Annotated in this window: 24 protein-coding genes; 9 read left to right on the top strand and 15 right to left on the bottom strand. The window is 74.1% G+C overall.

The window, feature by feature from the left end; genetic code table 11:
- Position 1: 1 nt before the first annotated feature.
- The 7 genes from pcaD to VM636_RS03000 are packed head-to-tail and all read right to left on the bottom strand — an operon-like array spanning position 2 to position 6495.
- The gene (gene pcaD, locus VM636_RS03030; RefSeq protein ID WP_030421907.1) at positions 2-1129 is read right to left on the bottom strand and encodes a 3-oxoadipate enol-lactonase; all 1128 of its coding nucleotides are present in this window, start codon (positions 1127-1129) and stop codon (positions 2-4) included.
- The gene (gene pcaB / locus VM636_RS03025; RefSeq protein ID WP_030421908.1) at positions 1126-2457 is read right to left on the bottom strand and encodes a 3-carboxy-cis,cis-muconate cycloisomerase; all 1332 of its coding nucleotides are present in this window, start codon (positions 2455-2457) and stop codon (positions 1126-1128) included. Before pcaB ends, pcaD begins: the two co-directional genes overlap by 4 nt.
- On the bottom strand, positions 2454-3059 hold the full coding sequence (pcaG, locus tag VM636_RS03020; RefSeq protein WP_030421909.1) for a protocatechuate 3,4-dioxygenase subunit alpha: 606 nt from the start codon (positions 3057-3059) through the stop codon (positions 2454-2456). Before pcaG ends, pcaB begins: the two co-directional genes overlap by 4 nt.
- A 5-nt stretch (positions 3060-3064) precedes the next feature.
- Positions 3065-3838: a protocatechuate 3,4-dioxygenase subunit beta gene (gene pcaH / locus VM636_RS03015; RefSeq protein ID WP_030421910.1), complete on the bottom strand. Its 774-nt coding sequence runs from the start codon at positions 3836-3838 to the stop codon at positions 3065-3067.
- 40 nt (positions 3839-3878) lie between these two features.
- Positions 3879-5081, bottom strand: coding sequence for a thiolase family protein (locus VM636_RS03010; protein ID WP_053912887.1), 1203 nt, complete (start codon positions 5079-5081; stop codon positions 3879-3881).
- Positions 5078-5722, bottom strand: coding sequence for a CoA transferase subunit B (locus VM636_RS03005; RefSeq protein ID WP_030421912.1), 645 nt, complete (start codon positions 5720-5722; stop codon positions 5078-5080). The genes VM636_RS03010 and VM636_RS03005 overlap by 4 nt, the downstream gene beginning before the upstream one ends.
- Entirely contained in the window at positions 5722-6495 is a 774-nt protein-coding gene (locus tag VM636_RS03000) for a CoA transferase subunit A (protein WP_030421913.1), read from the bottom strand. The genes VM636_RS03005 and VM636_RS03000 overlap by 1 nt, the downstream gene beginning before the upstream one ends.
- 204 nt (positions 6496-6699) lie before the next feature.
- On the opposite strand from VM636_RS03000, the gene VM636_RS02995 reads away from it, so the two are divergent.
- The gene (locus tag VM636_RS02995) at positions 6700-7164 is read left to right on the top strand and encodes a MarR family transcriptional regulator (protein ID WP_030421914.1); all 465 of its coding nucleotides are present in this window, start codon (positions 6700-6702) and stop codon (positions 7162-7164) included.
- On the opposite strand, the gene VM636_RS02990 is transcribed toward VM636_RS02995, so the two are convergent.
- Positions 7165-8154, bottom strand: a complete 990-nt coding sequence (locus VM636_RS02990) for a DUF3048 domain-containing protein (RefSeq protein WP_078856120.1) — start codon at positions 8152-8154, stop codon at positions 7165-7167.
- 227 nt (positions 8155-8381) lie between these two features.
- Between VM636_RS02990 and VM636_RS02985 the strand changes: the two genes are divergently transcribed.
- Complete coding sequence (locus VM636_RS02985; protein ID WP_030421916.1) at positions 8382-9572, top strand: Zn-dependent alcohol dehydrogenase; 1191 nt, start codon at positions 8382-8384, stop codon at positions 9570-9572.
- A 27-nt stretch (positions 9573-9599) separates the two neighbouring features.
- Here the strand turns inward: VM636_RS02985 and VM636_RS02980 are convergent, their stop codons facing one another.
- Positions 9600-10667: an ATP-dependent DNA ligase gene (locus tag VM636_RS02980; protein ID WP_338483128.1), complete on the bottom strand. Its 1068-nt coding sequence runs from the start codon at positions 10665-10667 to the stop codon at positions 9600-9602.
- A 75-nt stretch (positions 10668-10742) separates the two neighbouring features.
- Between VM636_RS02980 and ligD the strand changes: the two genes are divergently transcribed.
- Complete coding sequence (ligD, locus tag VM636_RS02975) at positions 10743-11768, top strand: non-homologous end-joining DNA ligase (protein WP_030421918.1); 1026 nt, start codon at positions 10743-10745, stop codon at positions 11766-11768.
- A 13-nt stretch (positions 11769-11781) separates the two neighbouring features.
- Here the strand turns inward: ligD and VM636_RS02970 are convergent, their stop codons facing one another.
- Both VM636_RS02970 and VM636_RS02965 read right to left on the bottom strand, forming a co-directional pair.
- The gene (locus VM636_RS02970) at positions 11782-13977 is read right to left on the bottom strand and encodes a family 16 glycoside hydrolase (RefSeq protein WP_338483126.1); all 2196 of its coding nucleotides are present in this window, start codon (positions 13975-13977) and stop codon (positions 11782-11784) included.
- Positions 13978-13991: 14 nt separating this feature from the next.
- Positions 13992-16337: a ThuA domain-containing protein gene (locus VM636_RS02965; protein WP_078856121.1), complete on the bottom strand. Its 2346-nt coding sequence runs from the start codon at positions 16335-16337 to the stop codon at positions 13992-13994.
- 411 nt (positions 16338-16748) lie between these two features.
- Between VM636_RS02965 and VM636_RS02960 the strand changes: the two genes are divergently transcribed.
- The gene (locus VM636_RS02960) at positions 16749-17879 is read left to right on the top strand and encodes a multicopper oxidase domain-containing protein (protein ID WP_078856122.1); all 1131 of its coding nucleotides are present in this window, start codon (positions 16749-16751) and stop codon (positions 17877-17879) included.
- Between the two features lie 66 nt (positions 17880-17945).
- Positions 17946-19031, top strand: a complete 1086-nt coding sequence (locus VM636_RS02955; protein ID WP_338483124.1) for a LacI family DNA-binding transcriptional regulator — start codon at positions 17946-17948, stop codon at positions 19029-19031.
- A gap of 64 nt (positions 19032-19095) precedes the next feature.
- On the opposite strand, the gene VM636_RS02950 is transcribed toward VM636_RS02955, so the two are convergent.
- Positions 19096-19875 (bottom strand): VOC family protein, encoded by a 780-nt coding sequence (locus tag VM636_RS02950; RefSeq protein WP_030421923.1) that lies wholly within the window; start codon positions 19873-19875, stop codon positions 19096-19098.
- Positions 19876-20108: 233 nt separating this feature from the next.
- Here VM636_RS02950 and VM636_RS02945 point away from each other — a divergent pair, with 233 nt between their 5' ends.
- Complete coding sequence (locus VM636_RS02945) at positions 20109-20354, top strand: WhiB family transcriptional regulator (protein ID WP_030421924.1); 246 nt, start codon at positions 20109-20111, stop codon at positions 20352-20354.
- A gap of 55 nt (positions 20355-20409) precedes the next feature.
- Here the strand turns inward: VM636_RS02945 and VM636_RS02940 are convergent, their stop codons facing one another.
- Positions 20410-21384, bottom strand: a complete 975-nt coding sequence (locus VM636_RS02940; RefSeq protein ID WP_030421925.1) for an acyl-ACP desaturase — start codon at positions 21382-21384, stop codon at positions 20410-20412.
- A 420-nt stretch (positions 21385-21804) separates the two neighbouring features.
- Here VM636_RS02940 and VM636_RS02935 point away from each other — a divergent pair, with 420 nt between their 5' ends.
- Positions 21805-22515 (top strand): GPP34 family phosphoprotein, encoded by a 711-nt coding sequence (locus VM636_RS02935; protein ID WP_030421926.1) that lies wholly within the window; start codon positions 21805-21807, stop codon positions 22513-22515.
- A gap of 111 nt (positions 22516-22626) precedes the next feature.
- Here VM636_RS02935 and VM636_RS02930 read toward each other — a convergent pair whose 3' ends face one another.
- Entirely contained in the window at positions 22627-23049 is a 423-nt protein-coding gene (locus VM636_RS02930) for an SsgA family sporulation/cell division regulator (RefSeq protein WP_030421927.1), read from the bottom strand.
- A 213-nt stretch (positions 23050-23262) separates the two neighbouring features.
- Between VM636_RS02930 and VM636_RS02925 the strand changes: the two genes are divergently transcribed.
- Both VM636_RS02925 and VM636_RS02920 read left to right on the top strand, forming a co-directional pair.
- Positions 23263-23592, top strand: coding sequence for a hypothetical protein (locus tag VM636_RS02925; protein ID WP_030421928.1), 330 nt, complete (start codon positions 23263-23265; stop codon positions 23590-23592).
- Between the two features lie 58 nt (positions 23593-23650).
- Positions 23651-24352: an endonuclease V gene (locus tag VM636_RS02920; protein ID WP_030421929.1), complete on the top strand. Its 702-nt coding sequence runs from the start codon at positions 23651-23653 to the stop codon at positions 24350-24352.
- Here the strand turns inward: VM636_RS02920 and VM636_RS02915 are convergent.
- Complete coding sequence (locus tag VM636_RS02915) at positions 24349-24552, bottom strand: hypothetical protein (protein ID WP_338483122.1); 204 nt, start codon at positions 24550-24552, stop codon at positions 24349-24351. The two genes, VM636_RS02920 and VM636_RS02915, sit on opposite strands and share 4 nt — an antisense overlap.
- Positions 24553-24576 lie beyond the last annotated feature (24 nt).

Below are 24576 nucleotides of genomic sequence, written 5' to 3'. Positions count from 1 at the left end.
GTCAGCCGGCCGCGCCCTCCTCCTCGGCCAGCACCCGCTGGGCCGTGGCGAACGCGGAGTTCGCCGCCGGGACCCCGCAGTAGACGGCCGTCTGGAGCAGGACGGCGCCGATCTCGTCGGGGGTGAGCCCGTTGCGCCGGGCCGCCCGCACGTGCATCGCCAGCTCCTCGTAGTGGCCGTGCGCGACCAGCGCGGTCAGCGTGACCATGCTGCGCTCGCGGCGCGAGAGCGTCTCGTCGGTCCAGATCTCGCCCCACGCGTAGCGGGAGATGAAGTCCTGGAAGCGGGCGGTGAACGGCGTCTGCCGCGCCTGCGCCCGGTCCACGTGGGCGTCGCCCAGGACCTCGCGCCGCACCTCCATGCCCCGCTTGGCGCCCCCGTCGAAGTGGTTGCGCAGTGCCGTCAGCACCGCCCCGGGGCGCTCGGCGACCGCCAGGTGGGAGGCGTCCGGGATCTCCACCAGCGCGGCGCCCGGCACCGCGTCGGCGATCTCCCGCAGGTGCGCGGGCGGCGTGGCCGGGTCCTCGCGCCCGGCGACCAGCAGTGTGGGGGCCGAGATCGAGGGCAGGCCGGCGCGCAGGTCGAAGGCGGCGAGCGCGTCGCAGCAGGCGGCGTACCCCTCGGGGTCGGCCTCGCGGTGGTCGCGGACCAGGCGGGGCACGCTGAACCCGGGGGTGAACCAGCGGGCGTCCGCGCTCTCGGCGAGCCCCGACAGTCCCTCCCGGCGCACCAGTTCGGCCCGCTCCCGCCAGGCCGAGGCGCCGTTGAAGTGGGCCGAGGAGCACAGCACCGCCAGCGACGCGACCCGCTCGGGGTGGTGCGCCGCCAGGTGCAGGCCCACGGCGCCGCCCAGCGACACCCCGGCGTAGGCGAAGCGGTCCACGCCGAGCGAGTCGGCGAGGTCGAGGACCAGCCGGGCCAGGTCGGCGACCGTGGCCCCGGGCCCGATCAGCGAGGCGGGCGAGCCGCCGTGGCCGGGCAGGTCCCAGCGGATCACCCGGTGGGTGACGGAGAGTTCGGGGGCCACCCGGTCCCACAGGGCGAGGGAGGTGCCGAGCGAGGGCCCGAGCAGCAGCGGGGGAGCCGTATCGGGCCCCTCGGTACGGTGGTTGAGCATGGTGCTGGTCAACGTCGCTCCAGAGCGCGGTCGGTGAGTTCTCCGGCGGAGCCGGTGTAACGGGCGGGGTCGGCCGCCGCGGCGAGGTCCGCCTCGCGCAGCTCCGGCACCTCGGCGAGCAGCTCGCCCAGCGGACGGTCCTCGGCGTAGGCGCGGGCGGCGAGTTCGGTCAGCAGCGCCTTGGCACGGGACCGGCCGAGCAGCGGCGCCAGTTCGGCGGCGAGCCGCTCGGACACGATCAGCCCGTGCGTCAGGTCCAGGTGGGCCCGCATCGCCCCGGGACGCACCCGCAGGTGCTCGGTGAGGCCGGCGGCGTCGCGCGCGGCCCCGCCGGTCAGCCGCAGCAGGTCGCGCAGCGGTTCCCACTCGGCGTGCCAGGCTCCGGCCGGCCGCTCGTCTTCGGCCGCGAGGGACCCGTAGAGGGTGGCGGCGAGCTGCGGCGCGCGCCGGGCCGCCGCCGCGATCAGCGTGGCCCGTACGGGGTTGGCCTTGTGGGGCATCGCCGAGGAGCCGCCGCCGGTGCCCTCCGCGACCTCGCCGATCTCGGTACGGGCCAGGGTCAGCACGTCCACGGCGACCTTCCCGAGCGCACCGGCGGTGAAGGCCAGGCAGCCGGCCAGGTCGGCGACCGGGGTACGCAGGGTGTGCCAGGGCAGCAGCGGCGCGCTGAGCCCCAGTTCGCGGGCGTAGGCGGCGGGCAGGGCGGCCGGGTCGGGGGCGCCGTACGCCCCGAAGGCCGCCAGGGTGCCGGCCGCGCCGCCGAGCTGGGCGGGCAGGGAGTCGCGGACGGCGGTGATCCGGTCCCGGGCGTCGAGCACCAGGGAGCGCCAGCCGGCCGCCTTCAGCCCGAAGGTGGTGGGCACCGCGTGCTGGGTCAGCGTCCGGCCCGGCATGGCCGTGTCCCGGTGGGCGGCGGCCAGCGCGGCCAGCGCCCGCCCGGCGCGGTCGAGGTCGGCCAGGATCAGGTCCAGGGCGCGGGCGGCGACCAGCATCGTCGCCGTGTCCAGGATGTCCTGGCTGGTCGCGCCCCGGTGCACGTAGGGCCCGTACTCCTCGCCGGCCGCCCGGGTCAGGTCGGCGACGAGCGGGATCACGGGGTTGCCGCCGCCACGGGCGCGTTCGGCCAGCGAGGCCGGGTCGAAGCGGTCCGGGTCGGCGGCGTCGGCGACGGCCGCCACGGCGCCGGCGGGGGCGAGGCCCAGCTCGGCCTGGGCCCGGGTGAGGGCGGTCTCCGCCTCCAGCAGGGCCCGCAGGTAGGCGGCGTCGCCGGTGGCGGCGGAGACGGGCGAGCCCGCCCACCCGGGGGCGAGCAGGCTCGTGTCGGCGTCGGCAGGGGTCACGAGAACTCCAGGAAGACCGTTTCGCCTTCGCCCTGAAGGCGGATGTCGAAACGGTACGTGCCGTTGCCCTCCTCCGCCGCGATCAGCGTGCCGCGCCGCTCCTCGTCCACCCGGGACAGCAGGGGGTCGGCGGCCAGCGCCGCGTCGTCGCCCGGCAGGTAGAGCCGGGTGAACAGGTGGGTGAGGAGCCCGCGCGCGAACACGCACACGCTGACGTAGGGGGCGTTGTCGCCGCGCGCCCCCGGCCGCAGGGTGCGGGCGTACCAGTGGCCGTCGGTGTCGGTCTGGATGCGGCCGAAGCCGGTGAACTCCACGCCGTTGCGGCCCAGGTACCCGCCGGAGGCGGGGTCGCGGCGCATCGAGCCGTCGACGGCGGGCAGCCTGCCGTCCGGGTCCGGTCCCCACAGCTCCACCAGGGCGTCGGGCAGCGGGGCGCCCGCGCCGTCGTACACGTACCCGTGCACGGTGACGGTGTCGGGGTGGCCGAGGGGCGCGATGTCCTCGCCGCCGCGGAAGGGCAGCGCGTAGCCGTAGAAGGGGCCGACCGTGTGCGACGGGGTGGGGAGCACGTTCTCCGGCCGGCTGGTGTCGATCTTCGTCATGGAGGTCAGCGTCCTTCTTCGATCCAGGTGGCGTTCGGGCCGTCGAGCACGATGTCCCAGTGGTAGCCGAGGGAGAACTCGGGCACGGAGAGGCTGTGGTCGTAGGTGGCGACGAGCCGCTGCCGGGCGGCGTCGTCGGTGACGGACTGAAGGATCGGGTCGTAGGCGAACAGCGGGTCGTTCGGGAAGTACATCTGGGTCACGAGCCGCTGGGTGAACGCCGAGCCGAACAGCGAGAAGTGGATGTGGGCCGGCCGCCAGGCGTTGACGTGGTTGCGCCACGGGTAGGGGCCCGGCTGGACGGTGGTGAAGCGGTAGAAGCCGTCGTCGTCGCTGAGGGTGCGGCCCACGCCGGTGAAGTTCGGGTCCAGCGGCGCGTCGTGCTGCTCGCGCTGGTGGGCGTAGCGGCCCGCCGAGTTGGCCTGCCAGATCTCCACGAGCTGGCCGCGCACCGGGCGCCCGTCGCGGTCCAGCAGCCGGCCGGAGACCGTGATGCGCTCGCCGATGGGCTCGCCGGTGTGCTGGCGGGTCAGGTCGTTGTCGATGCCGGTGAGGTCGCGTTCGCCGAAGGCGGGGGAGCCCAGCTCCACCAGCTCCGGGTCCTTGGTGACGTCGATGGCCATGGGGGGCTGCTTCGGGTGGCGCAGCGCCGAGGAGCGGTAGGGGGCGTAGTCGCGGCGCGGGTGGTGCTCGACGGGCGCCCCCTCGGCGACCCGCTTCTCGTAGGCGGCGTGTTCGGCCGCGATCTCCGCGTCGATGTCGTGCTGGGTGAGAGTCATGGAGGTTCCCTGGGGTCCTGGGGCCGTCACGGGTGCGGCGCTAGCGGTCGAGGACGAGGGCGAGGCCCTGGCCGACGCCGATGCACAGGGTGGCGACACCGGTGCCGCCGCCCTTGCGGGCGAGCTGGTGGGCGAGGGAGCCGGCGAGTCGTGCACCGGAGGCGCCCAGCGGGTGGCCGAGGGCGATGGCGCCGCCCTGCGGGTTGAGGATCGCGGGGTCGAACGCGGGCCATTCGGCGACGCAGCCGAGGACCTGCGCGGCGAACGCCTCGTTGAGTTCGAGGACGTCCAGGTCGGCGAAGCCCCGGCCGGCCTTGGCCAGGGCGCGTTCGACGGCCCGGACGGGCGCGAGGCCGAAGTAGTCGGGGTCGTTGGCGCTGACGCCGGTGGCGGAGACCCGGGCGAGGGGTTCGCGGCCGGTGGCCCGCAGCCCCTCCTCGTCGACGAGGAGGAGGGCGGCGGCGCCGTCGTTGAGCGGCGAGGCGTTGCCGGCGGTCACGGTGCCGCCCTCGCGCCGGAAGGACGGACCCAGCCGGCCCATGGCCTCCAGGGAGGCGTCCGGCCGGACGCACTCGTCGGCGCGGTAGGGGACGGGTTCGCCCTTGCGCCGGGGCACCGGGACGGGCACCAGCTCCGCGTCGAAGAGGCCCTCGGCCTGGGCACGGGCCGCCTTCCGGTGGGAGTCGAGGGCGAAGGCGTCCTGCTGCTCCCGGGTGATGGCGTGCTTGTCGGCGATGAGTTCCGCGGACTCGCCGAGCGGGATGGTCCACTGCGGGTCCATGCGCGGGTTGACCATGCGCCAGCCGAGCGTGGTCGAGTACAGCTCGGTGTGCCCGGCGGGGAAGGCCCGGTCGCTCTTGGGCAGCACGTAGGGTGCGCGGGTCATGGACTCGACACCGCCGGCGACGGCGACGTGGGCGTCGCCGCAGGCGATGGCGCGGGCGGCCTGGACGACGGCTTCGAGGCCGGAGGCGCACAGCCGGTTGACGGTCACGCCGGGCACGCTGGTGGGCAGCCCGGCCAGGAGGGCGGCCATGCGGGCGACGTTGCGGTTCTCCTCGCCGGCGCCGTTGGCGTTGCCGAGGTAGACGTCGTCGACGCGGGCCGGGTCGAGGTCCGGGGTGCGGGCCAGCAGCTCGCGCAGGGCGTGGGCGGCCAGGTCGTCCGGGCGGACGGTGGCCAGGGAACCGTTGTACTTGCCGAACGGGGTCCGGACGGCGTCGACGATGTAGACGTCCTTCACCGCACTCCCTCCGCGACGATGAGCCTGGCGTCGGTCTTGGCGGTGATCTCCTCGACGGTGACGCCGGGGGCGGTCTCGACGAGGACCAGGCCCTCGGGGGTGATGTCGAGGACGCCGAGGTCGGTGATGACCCGGTTCACACACGCCTTGCCCGTGAGCGGCAGCGCGCACTCCTCCAGGATCTTCGGGGAGCCGTCCTTGGCGGTATGGGTCATGACGACGATGACGGTGCGGGCGCCGTGCACGAGGTCCATCGCCCCGCCGATCCCGGTGATCATCTTCCCGGGGATGGCCCAGTTGGCGAGGTCGCCGCCGGCCGAGACCTGCATCGCGCCGAGCACGGCGACGTCGATGTGCCCGCCCCGGATCATGCCGAAGGAGAGCGCGGAGTCGAAGAAGGAGGCGCCCGGCAGGACCGTGACCGTCTCCTTGCCCGCGTTGATCAGGTCGGGGTCGACCCGGTCGCGGGTGGGGTAGGGCCCCGTGCCCAGGATGCCGTTCTCGGATTCGAGGACGACCTCGACGCCCGGCGGCAGGTGGTTGGGGATGAGGGTGGGCAGGCCGATGCCCAGGTTGACGTACTGGCCGTCGCGCAGCTCGCGGGCGGCGCGGGCGGCCATCTCCTCACGGTTCCAGGCCATCAGGCACGCTCCTCTTCCCGCTCGCTCACGGTGACCTGCTCGATCTGCTTGTCCGCCGCCTGCTCCGGGGTGAGCGCGACGACGCGCTGGACGAAGACGCCCGGCAGGTGCACGGCGTCGGGGTCGATCTCGCCGGGCTCGACCAGCTCCTCGACCTCGGCGATCGTCACCTTGCCCGCCATCGCGGCCAGCGGGTTGAAGTTCCGGGTGGACTTGGCGAACACGAGGTTCCCGTGCCGGTCGCCCCTGGCGGCCCGGACCAGGGCGAAGTCGGTGCGGATGCCGCGCTCCAGCACGTACTCGGTCCCGTCGAACTCCCGCACCTCCTTCGGCGGCGACGCGAGCGCCACCCCGCCGGAGCCGTCGTAACGCCACGGCAGTCCGCCCTCCGCGACCTGCGTGCCGACGCCGGCCGGGGTGTAGAAGGCGGGTATGCCCGCGCCGCCCGCGCGCAGCCGCTCGGCGAGGGTGCCCTGCGGGATCAGCTCCACCTCCAGCTCCCCGGCCAGGTACTGCCGGGCGAACTCCTTGTTGGCGCCGATGTACGAGCCGGTCACCCGGGCGATCCGCCCGGCCGCCAGCAGCACCGCGAGCCCGGACTCCATCGCCCCGCAGTTGTTCGACACCACCGCCAGGCCGCCCGTACCGCGTTCGTACAGCGCCTGGATCAGCACGTTCGGCACACCGCTGAGCCCGAAGCCGCCCACCGCGAGCGACGCGCCCTCGGGCACATCGGCCACCGCCTCCCCGGCCGTGGCCACCACCTTGTCCATCGAAGCCCCATCTCTGCGAAGCACCCCGACCGAGATAGTCAGGGCACTGAGTATTTCAGCGAGGTTCCCCACACGCTGCCATCGGAGTCGGCGGGCGTCAAGACCTGGAGAAATGGGGCGCCACACAGGGGTGAGTCGGTCGGCGGTCTTCGTTCGATCACGGTATCGTCAGTGCACAAACGAAAATGACCTTGGGGAGCGCACATGGCCGCGGTCGACCTGACCACCCATCCCGGGCACCTGGCCCGGCGGCTCCAGCAGGCGCACCACCTGCTGTGGAACACGATGGTCTCCGAGGAGATCACCTCACCGCAGTTCGCGGTCCTCAACGCGCTGGTCGCCGAGCCCGGACTCGACCAGCGCACCGTGGGGGAGCGGGTCGGGCTCGACCGGTCCACCATCGCCGAGGTCATCAGCCGACTCGGCCGGCGCGGGCTGGTCGACAAGGTCCGCGACCCGCAGGACGGCCGCCGCTTCCTGCTGCGCACGACCGACGAGGGCGCGCGCGTGCACCGCAAGCTGACCGTGCGCACCGCCCGGATGAACCAGGTCTTCCTGGCCCCGCTCGCCCCCGCCGAGCAGGCGGTGTTCTTCGAGCTCATCCGCCGGGTCGCGGACGGTGCCGAGGGGCTGCGCAACCCGGCGGAACCCACCGCCGCCCAGAGCTGATCAGGAGCCGGTGAAGACCACCCACACCGGGCCCTCGGCGAAGTTCACGGGGCTGCCGTCCCCGGCGGTGAAGGACGTGCCGTCCTCGGCGGCGCCCCGCTTCCAGGTCGCCTCGTGGACCCGGCCGTCGCGCAGCACCTCGGCCCGCCCGGAGCCCACCGACTCCACGTAGGGCGAGTTGTTGCCCCGGAAGTCGCCGAAGCCGGACGAGCGCACCCTCACGTGCTGGACGACGACGGTCGCCGGGGCCAGGCGCTCGCCGCCCGGGGCGGAGGCCGGTTCGCCGTCCAGGTCCACCAGCCAGCCGCCCCGGCCCGCCGACCACGTGAAGGTGAAGCTCGCCGAGGGGTAGCGCACCGTGCGCGAGGACTCGGGCCGGCCGCCGGAGGGGGCCTGGCCGTAGTGAAAACCGGTGGTCAGCGCCTGTTCCCCGGCCGGCTTCGGCAGCAGCCGGTCCGGCCGCACGTAGAGGTTGTGCGGGGCGGGCCGGCCGTCCTCGCGGACGTAGGCACCGGTCGCCTCCTCCGGGGGCACGGGCCGCAGCGGGGCCCGGTCGATGAGGGGGAGCAGCTTCGTCTGGGCGCCGGAGAAGGCGAGCGTCGGCCGGTCGAACTGGCGCAGCAGCTCCAGGTCCGACTCGCGGGCGCTGCGCACCGGGCCCACCGAGTCCGGCAGCCGGGTCGCGTAGACCGCCATGAGGCGGCTCAGCCCGGCCTCCACCGGCTCCGCGTAGACCACGTCGGCCGTGTCCAGGCCGGTCTGGGGGCGGGCGGCGGAGGCGTTGTCGATCTTGACGGCGAGGACCGATCCGTCGGCCGGCGGCTCCGGACGCGGAGGGCGGCCGTCGGCGACCCCGCCGGACCCGGCGGTGCACCCGGAGGCCAGGACCAGCGCCGCGAGCGCGAGGGGCAACGCCCGCCCGACGCCGCCCCGGCGCCGTGCCGCGCCCGTCCCGGTGTTCTTCCGCCGCCCGTGTGTCGTCCGTCGCATACCGACCACCCGTCCGCCCGTCCTCGTCTCGATTGTGCGCTTCCGTGGGCCGGGAGTGCCATACCCGGCCGCGCCCGCGGGGGCCACCGGCGGCTCGGCCGTCCGGACGTCCGCCGAACGGTTGGTCGTCGCGCCCGTCGGGTACCCGGCCGGCCGCGAACCGACGCGACACGCCGCCGCGGCACGGACGGCGGTGCGCGGCCCACCGACGGAGGGAGCGCGGGGCGATGAAGGCAGTGACCTGGCAGGGCAAGCGCGACGTACGGGTCGAGGACGTGCCCGATCCGGTGATCCAGGAGCCGACGGACGCCGTCGTCCGGATCACCTCCAGCGGCCTGTGCGGCTCCGACCTGCACCTGTACGAGGTGCTCACCCCGTTCATGACACCGGGGGACATCCTGGGCCACGAACCCATGGGGATCGTGGAGGAGGTCGGCCCCGAGGTGACCGGCCTCGCGCCCGGGGACCGGGTGGTGGTGCCGTTCCAGATCGCCTGCGGCCACTGCCACATGTGCGGCACCGGACTGCCGACCCAGTGCGAGACCACCCAGGTCGGGGACGAGGGCATGGGCGCCGCGCTCTTCGGCTACACCCGCCTGTACGGCGCCGTCCCCGGCGCCCAGGCCGAGTACCTGCGGGTGCCGCAGGCCCAGTACGGGCCGGTCAAGGTGCCCGAGGGACCGGCCGACGACCGCTTCGTCTACCTCTCCGACGTGCTGCCCACCGCCTGGCAGGCCGTGGCCTACGCCGACGTGCCCGAGGGCGGCAGCCTCGCCGTGCTCGGCCTCGGCCCCATCGGCGACATGGCCTGCCGGATCGCGCTGGCCCGGGGCGTCGGGGAGGTCTTCGGCGTGGACCTGGTGACCGAACGCCTCACCCGCGCCCACGCCCGCGGCGTGCGCACCTACGACCTGCGCTCCTTCGACGGACAGAAGGAACTGGTGTCGGCGATCCGGGACGCCACCGACGGCCGCGGCCCCGACGCGGTGATCGACGCCGTCGGCACCGAGGCGCACGGCAGCGCCGCCGCGAAACTCGCCCAGCAGGCGTCCACGCTGTTGCCCCGGGCCGTCGGCGCACCGCTCGCCGAGCGCTTCGCCGTCGACCGGCTCGCCGCCCTGCACACCGCCATCGCACTGGTGCGGCGCGGCGGCACCATCTCCCTGTCCGGCGTGTACGGCGGCATGGCCGACCCGCTGCCGCTGCTCACCCTCTTCGACAAGCAGATCCAGTTGCGGATGGGCCAGGCCAACGTGCGCCGCTGGAGCGACGACATCCTGCCGTACCTCACCGACGAGGACCCGCTCGGCGTCGACGGCTTCGCCACCCACCGGGTCCCGCTCGCGGAGGCGCCACGGGCCTACGAGATGTTCCAGAAGAAGCGGGACGGCTCGGTCAAGGTGCTCATGACGCCGTGAGCGACCCGGGCGGGCCCGCCGGCGCGGCTACGGCCCGCCCAGGATCTCCGCCAGGTCGTACCGCACCGGCTCCTCCAGTTGCGCGTACGTGCAGCTCTCGGGCGTGCGGTCCGGGCGCCAGCGGCGGAAGCGGGCCGTGTGCCGGAACCGCGCCCCGTTCTCCATGTGGTCGTACGCCACCTCCGCGACCCGCTCCGGGCGCAGCGGGATCCAGGACAGGTCCTTCTTGCCCGACCAGCGGCTCGGCGCGCCCGGCAGCCGCGCCGACTCGTGCGCCTCCGCCTCCGCCCAGGCCGCCCACGGGTGCCCCCGGACGTCCGCCATGCGCAGCGGCTCCAGCTCCGTCACCAGCTCGGCCCGGCGCTTCATGGGGAAGGCCGCGCTCACCCCGACGTGCTGGAGCGCGCCCCGGTCGTCGTACAGGCCGAGCAGCAGGGAGCCGACCACCGGTCCGGTCTTGTGGAGGCGGTAGCCCGCGACCACGACGTCCGCCGTCCGCTCGTGCTTGACCTTGAACATCGCCCGCTCGTCCTGCCGGTAGCCCAGGCCGGGCGGCTTGGCGACCACCCCGTCCAGCCCGGCGCCCTCGTACTGCTCGAACCACCGCCGCGCCACCTCGACGTCGGTCGTCGCCGGCGCCACGTGCACCGGCGGGGCGACGCCCGACAGCGCCTCGACGAGCAGTGCCCGCCGGTCCGAGAGCGGGACGTCGAGCAGCGACTCGCCGTCCAGCGCGAGCAGGTCGAAGGCGACGAACGAGGCCGGGGTCCGCTCGGCCAGCATCCGCACCCGGGAGTCGGCCGGGTGGATGCGCTCGGTGAGCGCGTCGAAGTCCAGCCGCCCCTCCCGCGCGATCACGATCTCCCCGTCCACCACGCACCGCTCCGGCAGCCGCTCCCGCACCGCCGTCACCAGCTCGGGGAAGTACCTGGTCAGCGGCTTGCCGGTACGGCTGCCGAACTCGACCTCGGACCCGTCGCGGAAGACGATCGCCCGGAAGCCGTCCCACTTCGCCTCGTACTGCATGCCCGGCGGGATGCGGGCCACGGACTTGGCGAGCATCGGCTTCACGGGCGGCATGACGGGAAGGTCCATGGCACCGATTCTGCGCGCCCGCCGCCCGGTACGCCTGATATGCGAAGTGCGTCCGGTGCGCCTACCGTGGCTCGCATGGCGGACGCGGTGGAACTGGAGGCGGGTGGCCGGACGGTACGGCTGTCCAGCCCCGGCAAGCTCTTCTTCCCCGAGCGGGGCCACACCAAGCTGGACGTCGCCCGCTACTACCAGGCGGTCGCCCCCGGCATCCTGCGCGCTCTGCGCGACCGGCCCACCACCCTGGAGCGCTACCCGGAGGGCGTCGGCGGCGAGTGGTTCTTCCAGAAGCGCGCGCCCAAGAGCATGCCCGACTGGATCCCGACCGCGCACATCACCTTCCCCAGCGGACGCAGCGCCGACGAGATGTGCCCCACCGAGGAGGCCGCGGTGCTGTGGGCCGTCCAGTACGGCACCCTCACCTTCCACCCCTGGCCGGTGCGCCGCGGCGACGTGGACCACCCGGACGAACTCCGCCTCGACCTCGACCCGCAGCCCGGCACCGACTACTCCGACGCGGTCCGCGCCGCCCACGAACTCCGGGAGGTGCTGGAGGAGTTCGGCGGCCTGCGCGGCTGGCCCAAGACCTCCGGCGGCCGGGGCCTGCACGTCTTCGTGCCCATCGAGCCGCGCTGGACCTTCACCCAGGTGCGGCGCGCGGCGATCGCCGCCGGACGGGAACTGGAGCGGCGGATGCCGGACCGGGTGACCACCAAGTGGTGGAAGGAGGAGCGAGGCGAGAAGATCTTCGTCGACTACAACCAGACCGCCCGCGACCGCACCATCGCCTCCGCCTACTCGGTCCGCCCGAGGCCGAACGCCCCCGTCTCGGCGCCGCTGCGCTGGGACGAGGTGGGCGTCGCCGAACCCGCCGACTTCGACATCACGACCATGCCCGCGCGCTTCGCCGAACTCGGCGACGTGCACGCGGGCATGGACGCGGAGGCCCACTCCCTGGAGGCGCTGCTCGAACTGGCGAACCAGGACGAACGCGACCACGGCCTCGGTGATCTGCCGTACCCGCCCGAGTACCCGAAGATGCCGGGCGAACCGAGCCGGGTGCAGCCCAGCCGGGCCAGGAAGCAGAGCCCCCCGGCCCGGTGAGCCACGCGGTGGACTACAGCTCCATGATCCGGATGTCCCGGTAGGAGACCACGTCCGAGGTGCTGTGCACCTGGAGTCCGAGGTAGCCGGAGGCGAAGCGCCGCCCGTCCGTGCCCGGGTCGTCCGAGCGCGGCGGGGAGAACTCCTGGCCGCCGGTGTTGTCGAACTCGTTGATCAGCACCCCGTTGCGGTAGACCGAGTAGTGCTGGTCGACGACCCGGATCTCGTAGTCGTTCCAGGTGCCCTTCTCCGTCACGCCCGCGCCGGCCAGGCCCACGCGGTCGAATCCGTAGACGGACCCCGTCTTGTACATGTCGCCGGTGGGCGAGTCGAACACCTGCACCTCGTGCCCGTACTTGATGGCGGCCCACTCCGGGCGCGGCTCCTCCGGGTGGTCGTGCACCTCGGGGAACCGGACGAAGACACCGGAGTTGGCGTTGCCGGTGCCCGGGGCGTCGTCCCGCCACTGGAGCTTCAGCGAGAAGTCGCCGTAGGCCCGCTGCGGGAACCAGAGCATGCCGAGCCCGTCCCGGGTGGTGCCCGAGGTGATGGTCCCGTCCTGGTTCAGCGCGAACGAACCGCCGCCGACGTGCTCCCACTTGGCGAGGGACTCGGCGGTGCCGTCGAAGAGGCTGCGGTAGCCCTCGGTCTGCCCGGGCCGGCCGATGCCGGACTGCCGGGCCGCGTCGGTGATGGCCCGGTGCTCCCGCTGGTCGACGACGCCGTCCTTGCGGAGCCGGTCCAGCACGGCCTTCACGTGCTTGAGGAAGAGCGCGTGGGAGGTCCACTCCTTCTCGTCCTCGATCAGCTCGCCGATCCGGCACCGGTTGTCGGTGACCCGGTTGGGCACGCCCGAGTCGACCGTGCCGACGAACACCGTGCGCCGCTCGTCGTACTCGGGGCAGGGCGGCGCGGGCACCTGGCCGGCCACGACGGTGAAGCTCACCGTGAGCGGCGGGGAGGTGTTGCCCGCCTTGTCGCTCGCCCGGTAGGCCAGTGTGTGCCGGCCCACCCGGTCCACGACGACCGGCTTCGTGTAGGCGAGGTACGGCCCGGCGTCGAGGGAGTACTCGATGGTGTCGACGCCGCTGCCGCCCTCGTCGGTGGCGGTGACGGTGACCTCGGCGCTGCCGACGTAGGCGCCGTCGGAGTTCTTCGAGCCCGCCACGCCGACCCCGGTCACCGGTGGGGTGGTGTCCTGTGGCGGAGCGGTGACGACGGTGAAGCCGACGCTCTTCTCCGGCGCGGCGTTGCCCGCCTTGTCGGTGGCCCGGTAGCGCACGGTGTGCGTACCGGCCTCGTGCACCATCACCGGTCCGGTGTAGGACTGCCAGGCGCCCGAACCGACCGCGTACTCGATGGTGTTGACGCCGGACCCGGTGTCCGAGGCGGTGACGGTGACGGTCGCCATGCCGATGTAGGCCCCGTCGGCGTCCCGTTCCCCGGCGACGGTCGCCGAGGTCTCGGGCGGGGTGGTGTCGTCGGTCGGCGGGGCCGCCACGGTGAACTCGACGGTGGCGACGTCGGAGACGTTGCCCGCCTTGTCCAGCGCGCGGTAGCGCAGGGTGTGCGTGCCGACCTGGTCGACGACCACGGGCGTGGTGTACGGCTGCCACGCCTCCTCGTCGCCGAGGGCGTACTCGATCCGGTCGACGCCGGAGCCCTCGTCGGTGGCGGAGAGGGCGACGGTCGCCGAGCCGACGAAGGCGCCGTCGGCGTTCTTGGTCCCGGTCACCTCGGCGCTCGCCGTCGGCGCGGTGGTGTCCTCGCCGGAGCCCTCGGTCACCACCAGCACGCCCCGCATCTCCCCGTGGCCGGGGATGGTGCAGTGGTAGGAGTAGCGGCCCGGGGTGAGGGTGACCTCGGCGGTGTGCCGGCCGCCCTGGGCGTCGCTCGGATTGGCGAGGATGTTGAGCTGGACGTCGCCGTTGAACTCCGGGTCGGAGGTCACGAACGTCAGCGTGTGCGGCATGCCGGTCGTGTTGCCGGTCGCCTCGCTGTTCTCGAAGACGATGGTCGCGGGGCCGGCCACCGCGGTGGCCGGCGCGGACAGGTAGCGGTCGATGTCGTTGCCCGCGGTCCAGGTCAGCACCTGCCCGGCCGCCCCGGCGGCCGGGCCCTCGCCCGGTCCGGCCGCGGACGGCACCGGCATGCCGAGGACGACGAGCAGGGTGGCCAGCAGACCGGCCCACCCGGCTCTGCGGCGCATTCCTCGGTGGCGGATCATGCGGCCCCCCTGACGAGTTGGCCGGCGGCGGGGGTCGCCCCGCCGCCCGTGTAGGTGACGCGCCACAGCGCGGACTTGGCGTCCGAGGTGAAGAAGCCGCGGCCGTAGTCGAGGACGTACAGCGTGCCGTCGGGACCGAACTTCCAGTCCATCAGGTTCCGGATGTGGTCGTTGCCCACCGGCACGATCTTCTTCAGCGACTCCGAGTGCACAGGCAGCCCGCCGTCGCCGTGGGTCCGCGGGTCGGTCAGGACCGCGTTGCGCGGCTGGTCGGCGTCGTAGAAGTCGCCGACGAACCACTTGCCGTCCCAGTACGCGGGCCACTTGGCCGCGTTGGGGTTGGCGGCGTCGAAGCGGTAGACCGGGCCGTTCATCGCGGCCTGGCCGCCGCCCTTGAGCCAGGGCAGCGCGTACGTGGACTCGCTCTGCCGGTACGAGGGCACGCCGTCGGCGTTCCGCGGGAAGTCCGGCCCGCCGCCCTGCGGGGAGTACCAGATGTTGTTGCCGGTGACCGGGGGCAGGTCGACCAGCCCGTCGTTGTTCGGCGACTCGTTCTTCGGGTGGTCGCAGTCGTACCAGCCCAGCGGCTTCGACGGGTCCGGCAGGTTCCGGTCCCGGTAGGGTTGCTTGTTGCCCATGCAGTAGGGCCAGCCCCGGTTGCCCGCCTTGGTGATCACGGCGAACGTGTCGTACTTCGCCGGGCCCCAGGTCGTCGACGGGGCGCCCGCGTCGGGCCCGACCCAGCCCGCGTACAGCACGTCGGTCGACGTGTCGACGGAGATGCGCGCCGGGTTGCGCACGCCCATCACGTAGATCTCGCCGCGCGTCTTGCCGCCGCCCTCGGCGGTCTCCTTGCCGGTGAAGAGGTTGCCCTCGGGGAGCGTGTACGTCCCGTCCGGCTCCGGGTGGATGCGCAGGATCTTGCCGTTGAGGTTGTTGGTGTTGCCGGCCGTGCGGCGCGCGTCGGCGAAGGAGAGGCCCTTGTAGGCGGGCAGCGGGTTGTTGCCCGAGTAACCGTCGCTGAACCCGCTGGAGTTGTTGTCACCGGTGGCGATGTACAGGTTGCCCTGGGAGTCCCAGGCCATCCCGCCGCCCGCGTGGCAGCAACTGTGCACCTGCACCGGCCACTTCAGCAGCACCTTCTCGCTGCCGGGGTCCAGCCGGCCGGTGGCCTCGTCGAAGGTGAAGCGGGAGACCTGCCGCTGGGCGACACGGGTGTCCCGGTCGACCCCGGAGTGCGGCGTGTAGTGCAGGTACACCCAGCCGTTGCGGGCGAAGCCCGGGTCCAGTTCGATGCCGAGCAGGCCCTCCTCCACCTTGACCAGTTCGTCGCCGCCGCCCTTGTTGCCGAAGACGGTCAGCTCCCCGGCGAGGGAGACCTTCCGGGTCTTCGGGTCGTAGACGTGGATCTGCCCGGTGCCCTTGCCGACGTTCGGGTCGTTCCAGTCGGTCACCACGGGCCGGGAGGAGTCCGCGCCGCCCCGGCCGATGTAGAACACCCGGCCGTCGGGGGCGGTGACCAGCCCGTGCGGCTCGCCGATCTGGTCGTTCTGGCCGGGCTGGTTGGCCTGGGTGAGCCGCTCGGCACGGTAGTTCGCGGTGATCGTCGCCTTGCAGTCGGCGCGCGCCATCCGCGTCGTCCACAGCAGGGCGCCGCGCAGGTGGGCGCGGAAGTCCGTCTCGTCGTACGAGGAGGCGGTGCCGCCCATGGCGGTGTAGAAGGAGCGTCCGCCGTCGTAGTCCCGGCACCAGCTCACCGGGTGGTCCCAGCCGGCCGCGCCCTGGCCCGGCTGATAGGTGGACTCGCGGACCCGGGCGACGGTGTGCACCTCGCCGGACGGGTTCTTCGCCCAGTTCAGCCATTTGTCGGGCCGTTTCCACTCCACCGGCAGGTCCTTGGTGGCCGGATGGACGCGGTCGCCGACCTCGACGGTGGCCCGCTGGACGGACGTCGGGCTCGACGCCGCCGGGCGGGCGCCGATCAGACCGGTGAACCAGTCGGAGTAGGGCTCGGCACGGGCCGCGTCGTGGATGCCGACGAAACCGCCGCCGGCCTTCATGTACGCCTCCAGCCCGCTCTCCTGGTCCGGGTCGAGGACGTCGCCGCCGCCGGTCAGGAACACGACGGAGTTGAAGCGGCCCAGCCGGCGCTCGCTGGTGAAGACCGAGGCGTCGTCCGTGGCCTCGACCGTGAAGCGCTGGTCGGCGGGGCCGGACAGGCCGATCCGCTCGATCGCCGCGATACCGGCGTTGACCACCGGTGACTCCTCGCCGGGCGCGGCGGACCCGTAGAAGACCAGGACGCGCACGTCGGCGCTGCCCGGTGGGGATGTGATCGACATCGTTGTCGGGGGTTCGGGCGCGGGGAGCGCGCCCGCCGCGGGACTCGACAGCAGTCCCGCGGTGGCCAGGGCGGCGGTCAGGGACGCCGCCAGGATCCGTCTCCTGCCTCGTACGGCGCTCGGTCCTCGTGGGCGGACGGGCTTGTGGTGCGAAGGATCGTGGTGCGAAGGATCGTGGTGCGAAGTGAACCGCATGGGGTCACCCACCCCTCCTCGGTCGCGGCGACAGCGCCATGGAAGCTAGACCTCTTTGCGCGGTTCGCCAAGAGGTATGGCCGCGACGGGACTAACTTTGTCCTGAGTGTGGATAAACCAGGCGTGAGCCGGTACCGTCCCACAGGTTCCCCCGGCCTCTCGCCGGCACATCACGCTCCGCCTTGGCACATCCCGTACCGCAGTGGGGAGTCGAGCATGGACAGACGTGGTTTCAACCGACGCGTGCTGCTGGGTGGCGCGGCCGTCGCGACATCGTTGTCCCTGGCGCCGGAGCGCGCCGGGGCCGCCCCCGACGCCACCGCCCCGGCCCGCACGGCCCCGGCCGGCGGGGAGGTGCGCCACCTCAGGATGTACGCCGAGAAGCTTCCCGACGGCCAGATGGGCTACGGCCTGGAGAAGGGCAAGGCGAGCATCCCCGGCCCGCTGATCGAGATCAACGAGGGCGACACGCTGCACATCGAGTTCACCAACACGATGGACGTCACCGCGAGCCTGCACGTCCACGGCCTCGACTACGAGATCTCCAGCGACGGCACCACCATGAACCGCAGCGCCGTCGAGCCCGGCGACACCCGCACCTACACCTGGCGCACCCACACCCCGGGCCGGCGCAAGGACGGCACCTGGCGGCCCGGCAGCGCGGGCTACTGGCACTACCACGACCACGTCGTCGGCACCGAGCACGGCACCGGGGGCATCCGGCGGGGCCTGTACGGGCCCGTGATCGTCCGGCGCGCGGGCGACGTCCTGCCGGACGCCACGCACACGATCGTCTTCAATGACATGCTCGTCAACAACCTGCCCGCCGGCCCCGACTTCGAGGCCACCGTGGGGGACCGGGTCGAGTTCGTGATGATCACGCACGGCGAGTACTACCACACCTTCCACATGCACGGTCACCGCTGGGCGGACAACCGCACCGGCCTGCTCACCGGCCCCGACGACCCCAGCCGCGTCGTCGACAACAAGATCGTCGGCCCGGCGGACTCCTTCGGCTTCCAGGTGATCGCGGGGGAGGGGGTCGGGGCCGGGGCGTGGATGTACCACTGCCACGTGCAGAGCCACTCCGACATGGGGATGGTCGGCCTCTTCCTGGTGAAGAAGGCGGACGGGACCATCCCGGGCCACGACCCGCACGCCCACGCCCCGGGCCAGGCGGCGGGTTCGGGGACCGGGTCCGGGAGCGGCGAGGGGTCCGGCGCGGGGGCGGGCACGGGCACCGCGTCCGGAACGGGCAAGGGCACCGCGTCCCGGGCGGGAGCGGGCACCGGCGAGGGTTCCGGTACGGGCGACGGGTCCGGGCACCCGCCCGGCCACGCGCACTGACGGGGCCCCAGGTCCGCGCGGCGCCGGCGGTTATTCTGATCCGCAGCCGCCGACGAGGAGCCCCAAGTGAGCGAGACAGCCCCGCGCCCCACGCTGGAGGCCGTGGCCGCGCGGGCCGGGGTCTCGCGCGCCACCGTGTCCCGCGTGGTCAACGGCGCGCACGGGGTGCGGGACGCGCTCGCCGAACGGGTCCGGCACGCCGTGGACGAACTCGGCTACGTCCCCAACCAGGCCGCCCGCAGCCTCGTGACCCGGCGGCACGACGCGATCGCCGTCGTCGCCGCCGAACCGGAGACCCGGGTCTTCGCCGACCCCTACTTCGCCCAGCAGCTCCGCGGGATCAGCAAGGAACTCACCGCCCACGACAACCAGTTGGTCCTACTGCTCACCGAGGGCCGGGAGGACCACGCCCGCGTCGGCCGGTACCTGGCGGGCGGCCACGTCGACGGCGCCCTCGTCTTCTCCCTGCACCTGGACGACCCGCTGCCCGGACTGGTCCGCCGCGCCGGGGTGCCCACCGTCTTCGGCGGGCGGCCCGACTGGGACGACGGCCCTGGCGGCGTGGTCTACGTCGACAGCGACAACCGCGGTGGCGCCCGCGAGGCCGTACGGCACCTCGCCGCGCTCGGCCGCACCCGCATCGCCCACATCACCGGCCCGCTCGACCAGACCTCCGCGGCCGACCGGCTCGCCGGGTTCCTGGACGCGGCCGGCGAACACGCGCCGGGGCCGGTCGCGCACGGCGACTTCACCCCGGCCGGCGGCGAACGGGCGATGCGCGAACTGCTCGACCGGTGCCCCGCGCTGGACGCCGTCTTCGCCGCCAACGACCTCACCGCCGCCGGCGCCCTGCGGGTGCTGCGCGAGAACGGGCGCCGGGTGCCGGAGGACGTGGCCGTGGTCGGCTTCGACGACATGCTGCCGGTCGCCGAGCAGACCGACCCGCCGCTCACCACGGTCCGTCAGGACATCGAGGGCATGGGCCGGCTGATGGCCCGCCTGTTGCTGCGCGCACTCGACCACGCTCCCGGCGACGGAAGCGACGGAAGCGACGGAAGCGACGGAAGCGACGGCGAGGGGAGCGAGGGCGTGCCGGGCGCGGCCCGGAGCGTGGTCCTGCCCACCACGCTGGTCCGCCGCGCCAGCGCCTGAACCGGACGGGCGGGCGCCCGGCGCGCGTTCCACGGCCGGTGCCCGCGTGGCCGGGCTGCCCGGCTCACCCCTGGCGGGGCGCCGGCCTCAGGACCGCGAACCGGGCGCCCCACGGATCGGTGAGCCGGGCCAGCCGGCCGACGCCCCCGACGTCCGTCGCGGGCAGCGGCGCCCCGCCGCCGCGCTCCAGCGCCCGGCCGACCACCGCGTCGGTGTCCGGGACCGCGAAGTACGGCAGCCAGTGCGGCGCCGTCTCCACCGGATCGTCGGCGAGCGCGGCCAGGCCGCCGAACACGGCGTCCTCCTGCGCGCCGCCCGGCTCGACGCAGGTGTACACACCGCCCGGAAACGTCACGCCCGACGTGTCCAGCCCGAGCACCGCGCGGTAGTACGCCGCCGCGGCGGCCACGTCCGCCGTGTGCAGCTCCGTCCAGCACAGCGCGCCGGGCACGCCCGCCGCCTCCACCCCGGCCCGCCGGCCCGGCCGCCGTACCCCGAACACCGCGCCGCCCCGGTCCCGGAGCAGTACCGTGACGGCCCCCTCGGCGTCCCGCTCCGCCGGGCGCAGCACCTCGCCGCGCGAGCGGCGGGAGACCTCGGCGGCGGCCTCGGGGTCCGGACCGCGGAAGTACACCGTCCAGGCGGTCGGCTCCCCCTCCGGCACGGTCCGCGCGCCCGCCACCACGGCCCCGTCCCGCTCGAAGACGCCCCCGTCCGCCGGGCCGGTCCCCGGACGCAGCCGCCAGCCGAACAGGGCCCCGTAGAAGGACGCGGCGCCGTCCGGGTCCGGGACGCCCACCTCGATCCAGTCGGGGGCGCCGGTGACGAAACGGGTGGTGAGCATCTTGGCCCTCCTCGCACGGGTCCCGCGGCACGCTCCGTACGAGTCTCGCCCCTGGCCCGCGCTCGCGCGCGCCGTCGTGCGCCGAGGGGCGCCGTGGGAGACCATCGGGAACGGTCGGCGAGTGCCGGGGGCCGCGTCCGGCGTACCGGCGCCCAGGGCCGCGCGGCGGCGTGCGCGACGGCGTTGATCCGGCGTTGAGCGAACGTTTTTCGGCGCGGTGCACACTCCAGGACATGCACATCGAGACGACCATCGCGCCCGTCCCCGTCTGGACGGACGAGGCGCTGTGCGCGCAGACCGGGGCGGAGTTCTTCTTCCCCGAGCCCGGAAGCTCCGTACGGGACGCCAAACGCATCTGCGCCCTGTGCCCCATACGCCCCGCGTGCCTGGAGTACGCCCTCGCCAACGACGAACGCTTCGGCGTGTGGGGCGGGCTGTCGGAGAAGGAACGCCTGGCGCTGCGCCGCGGCACGCGCTGACCCGCGCGCGCCGCGGCACCGGCCCGCCGGACCCCCGGCGTCCGCTCGGGTGCCGTCAGACCTTGCCGCGGGCCGCCATCCGGGCCTTGCGCGCCGCCAGCCGCTCGTCGAACTTGGCGGCCTCGGCGTCCAGTCCGCCCATGAACAGCCCCAGCTCCTCCTGCGCGCGGCGGCCCTCGGGGCCGAGCCCGTCGATCTCCATGATCTTCAGGAAGCGCAGCACCGGCTGGATCACGTCGTCGTGGTGGATGCGCAGGTTGTAGACCTCGCCGATGGCCATCTGCGCGGCGGCCCGCTCGAAGCCGGGGATGCCGTGGCCGGGCATCCGGAAGTTCACGACCACGTCCCGCACCGCCGCCATCGTCGGGTCGGGCGCGATCTCGAAGGCGGCCCGCAGCAGGTTCCGGTAGAAGACCATGTGCAGGTTCTCGTCGGTGGCGATGCGGGCCAGCATGCGGTCGCAGACCGGGTCGCCGGACTGGTGGCCGGTGTTGCGGTGCGAGATGCGGGTCGCCAGCTCCTGGAAGGCGACGTAGGCGACCGAGTGCAGCATCGAGTGCCGGTTGTCCGACTCGAAGCCCTCGCTCATGTGGGACATCCGGAACTGCTCCAGCTTGTCCGGGTCCACGGCGCGCGAGGCGAGCAGGTAGTCGCGCATGACGATGCCGTGCCGGCCCTCCTCCGCCGTCCAGCGGTGCACCCAGGTGCCCCAGGCGCCGTCGCGGCCGAAGAGGGTGGCGATCTCGTGGTGGTAGCTGGGGAGGTTGTCCTCCGTCAGGAGGTTCACCACCAGGGCGATCCGACCGACCTCGGTGACCTTCGACTGCTCCTTCTCCCAGGGCTCGCCGTCCTCGAACAGACCAGGGAAGTTGCGGCCGTCGCTCCACGGGACATACTCGTGGGGCATCCAGTCCTTGGCGACCTTCAGATGGCGGTTCAGCTCCTTCTCGACCACTTCCTCCAGCGCGTACAGCAGGCGGGCGTCGGTCCACTCGGCGGGGGCGCCGAGGTGCGGGGAGGTGAGCGTCACGGGTACTCCAGTGGGGACGTGCGACAGAGCGGAAGAGGTCCGGCGAGCGGTGCCGGGAAACCTACGGGATCGTAGGCTACGAAACCGTAGGTTACGAGACCGTAGGTTAAACGCGCGGTAAGGGTGGCTGAGCAGCGGGGGCCCCCTGTCGGCGCCGTGGGGCGGGGAGCCGCAGGTCCCAGGGCCGGTCGGGTGACACGCCCACCCTGGAGGAGTACGCGGCGGCGCCGGAGGAGAGACACCTCACACGCGCACGCGCCCGGCGGCGGACCGGAACGGCACGCGTGCCGGGCCCGCCCCGGGGCACCCGCGCAAGGAGACGCCGGGAGCCGGCGCCCGCACCGGGGGAGCCCGGCGGGGCGCCGGTGCCGGGACGTGCCGTCCGGCCGCCCGCGTGTCCCCGGCTCCGAGGAGGCCCCCGTGCCCGACGGCCCGCGCCCCGCGCCGCGACCGCCCCGTGTGCCCCCGCCCTCCGTGCCGGCGCGGCTCGCCCTGCTCGCCTGGGACGGCACGGCCCCGCAGGCGGGCGACCCGCCCGGAGCCCACCGTCTCGTGCGCGCCGGCGCTCTCGCCGAACTCGCCCGGCGCGGCCTGCTCACCGACGCGGACGGCATCGCCACCCCCGCCGACCTGGACACGCGCACCGGGGACGTCGCCCTGGACGGTCTCCTGGACCTGGTCCGCGAATCCCTGCCGCACCGCTGGCGGACCTGGGTACGGCTGCACGCCCGCGTCACCCACGACGCCGTCCGCGAGCAGTTGACGGCAGGGGGCTGGCTGCGGGCCGAGAAGCGGCGTGTCCTCGGCGTGTTCCCTTCCGTCGAGCACGTGCCGGCGTGTCCGGGCGTGGCGCGGGCGCTCGCCGAGGAGACGCGGCGCGACCTGGACGGGCCCGTTCCGTGCGGGGCCGTGGCGGAACGGGACGCGGTCGTCGCCGTTCTCGCGGAGGCCGCCCGGCTGCGCGTCCTCGGCGTGCCGGAGGACCCGGCGCAGCGGCGGCGGCGTGTCGGCGGGCTGACCGCGCTCGGCGAGGCGTCGGTCCCCGGGCTGCCCGGCGTCCTGCACGGCCTCCGCGAGGCCGTGGGCTCCCGCGAGACCCGCCGGACCGCCCCCGCGGACGGCCCCGGATAGCCCCGCGGCCCCGCCTCCCCGCCGGGCGGCAGAGGCGCGCGCCCCGCCGCTTCGGGCACCCGGCGGGCGGCGGAGCGGCCGCCCCGGAGCGCGCCGCCGGCCCGCGGCCCGTCAGCAGGTGCCGGTGCCCCGCATCAGCTCCGCCAGTTCGCGGTCCAGGCCGAGGTGGAGGTGTTCCGCGCCGACCGGCACCAGTTCGCCGGTGGCGCGCAGGAAGCGGCGCAGCTCACCGGAGCGCACGTGCACGACGGCGGTCCCCTCGGGCGCGTGGAACTCCAGCACCGTCCGGTCGTACCCGTACGGCCGCACCCGTACGTCCCCCACACCGCCGGGCTCGCTCATCCCGGTCGTCAGCAGTTCGCGGGAGAAGGTCCAGCAGACCTCGACCCCCTCCAGCGTGGCCGGGGCCGGGAACGTCATCCGTACGGCGAACGGGTCCTCACGGTCGTAGCGCAGAGTGGCGGGGATGTTCGGCATACGGGGCGCTGCGGCGACGAGTCGCGCCTCGACGGACTGCTCGATGACGGTGGACAACGCCTGGCTCCCTCGGGACGGCTGGACGGCTGACGGGGGTGGTGCGGTCCGGACACCGGAGGAGACGTCGGAATCCGCCGGTCCGTGCACACCCCGTCCGGGTGACCTCTGTCACCGCGTTCATGCGCCCGCGCCGACGCGCACCGCGCGGGGTGTCGTGTTCGTCCGGAACATGGGTATCCGGTTGCCAGGGACGAGAGGAAAGGAACGGACATGCCACGCGGATCGAGCCCCAAACGGGAGCGTCAGTACGAGCACATCAGGCAGAGCGCCCGCGACCGCGGCGAGAGCGAGTCCCGGGCGGAGGAGATCGCGGCGCGGACCGTGAACAAGGAGCGCGCCCGCTCCGGCGAGTCCCGGACCGCGAGCCGCGTCTCGACCCAGGACATGTCCTCCGGCGAGCGGGGCGGCCGGCGCGCGGGCAAGCGCCAGGGGCCCCAGGGCCCCACCTACGACCAGCTCTACGAGGAGGCCAAGCGCCGCGACGTGCACGGCCGTTCGTCCATGAACAAGAAGGAGCTGCGCAAGGCCCTCGACAAGTAGCCGCGGGCGGGCGCCCACCCGCCCGGCCGCCCCGGGGCTGCCGTAGGCTCGGGCCACCATGGTGACGGTGGACATCCCCGAGGGCTGGCCCGCGACCGAGCGGGAGGCGCGCGCGGCGCAGGACGCGTTGCGCGCCCGCGTCGTGCTCGACGAGGCGGGCCCGCCGCCCGGCACGGGCCGCGTCGCCGGGGTGGACGTCGCCTACGACGACGAACGGGACGTCGTCGTGGCGGCGGCGGTCGTCCTGGACGCGGCGACCCTGGAGGTCGTCGAGGAGGCCACCGCCGTCGGACGGGTCGCCTTCCCGTACGTGCCGGGGCTGCTCGCCTTCCGGGAACTGCCCGCCGTCCTCGCCGCGCTCGGCGCCCTGGACGTGCCGCCCGGCCTGATCGTCTGCGACGGCTACGGACTGGCCCACCCGCGCCGCTTCGGCCTGGCGAGCCACCTGGGCGTACTCACGGGACTGCCCGCCGTCGGCGTCGCCAAGAACCCGTTCACCTTCGCCCACGCGGCCCCCGACGCCCCGCGCGGCAGCGCCTCCGCGCTGCTCGACGGGGACGAGGAGGTCGGGCGCGCGCTGCGCACCCGGCACGGCGTCAAGCCGGTGTTCGTCTCCGTCGGCCACCGGGTGGGCCTCGACAACGCCTGCGCCCACACGCTGGCGCTGACCCCGGCCTACCGCCTCCCGGAGACCACCCGCAGGGCCGACGCCCTGTGCCGCGCGGCCCTGCGGGAGGCCGTCGGCCCGGCCGCCGGCTAGCCGGTCACGCCCGCGTCCTCCTCGACGCTCCAGCGGCCCACCTCCCGGTAGTCCGAGTCGTGGACCGGTGAGCCGTCGCCGGGGCGCAGGGCGTAGTGCCGGAGGTTGCCGCCCCAGTAGCGCAGGATGCGCCCCAGTTCGCCTGCCGGGTCCTCGGCGATCGCGCCTTCGTCCAGGGTGATGTCGAGCAGGAATCTCATACCTTCGATGGTTTCATTGAACTC

The organism is Streptomyces sp. SCSIO 75703 (assembly GCF_036607905.1).
Lineage (GTDB): Bacteria > Actinomycetota > Actinomycetes > Streptomycetales > Streptomycetaceae > Streptomyces.
Note: the sequence above shows the minus strand (reverse complement) of the source record. Positions and strands in the feature narration are given on the sequence as shown.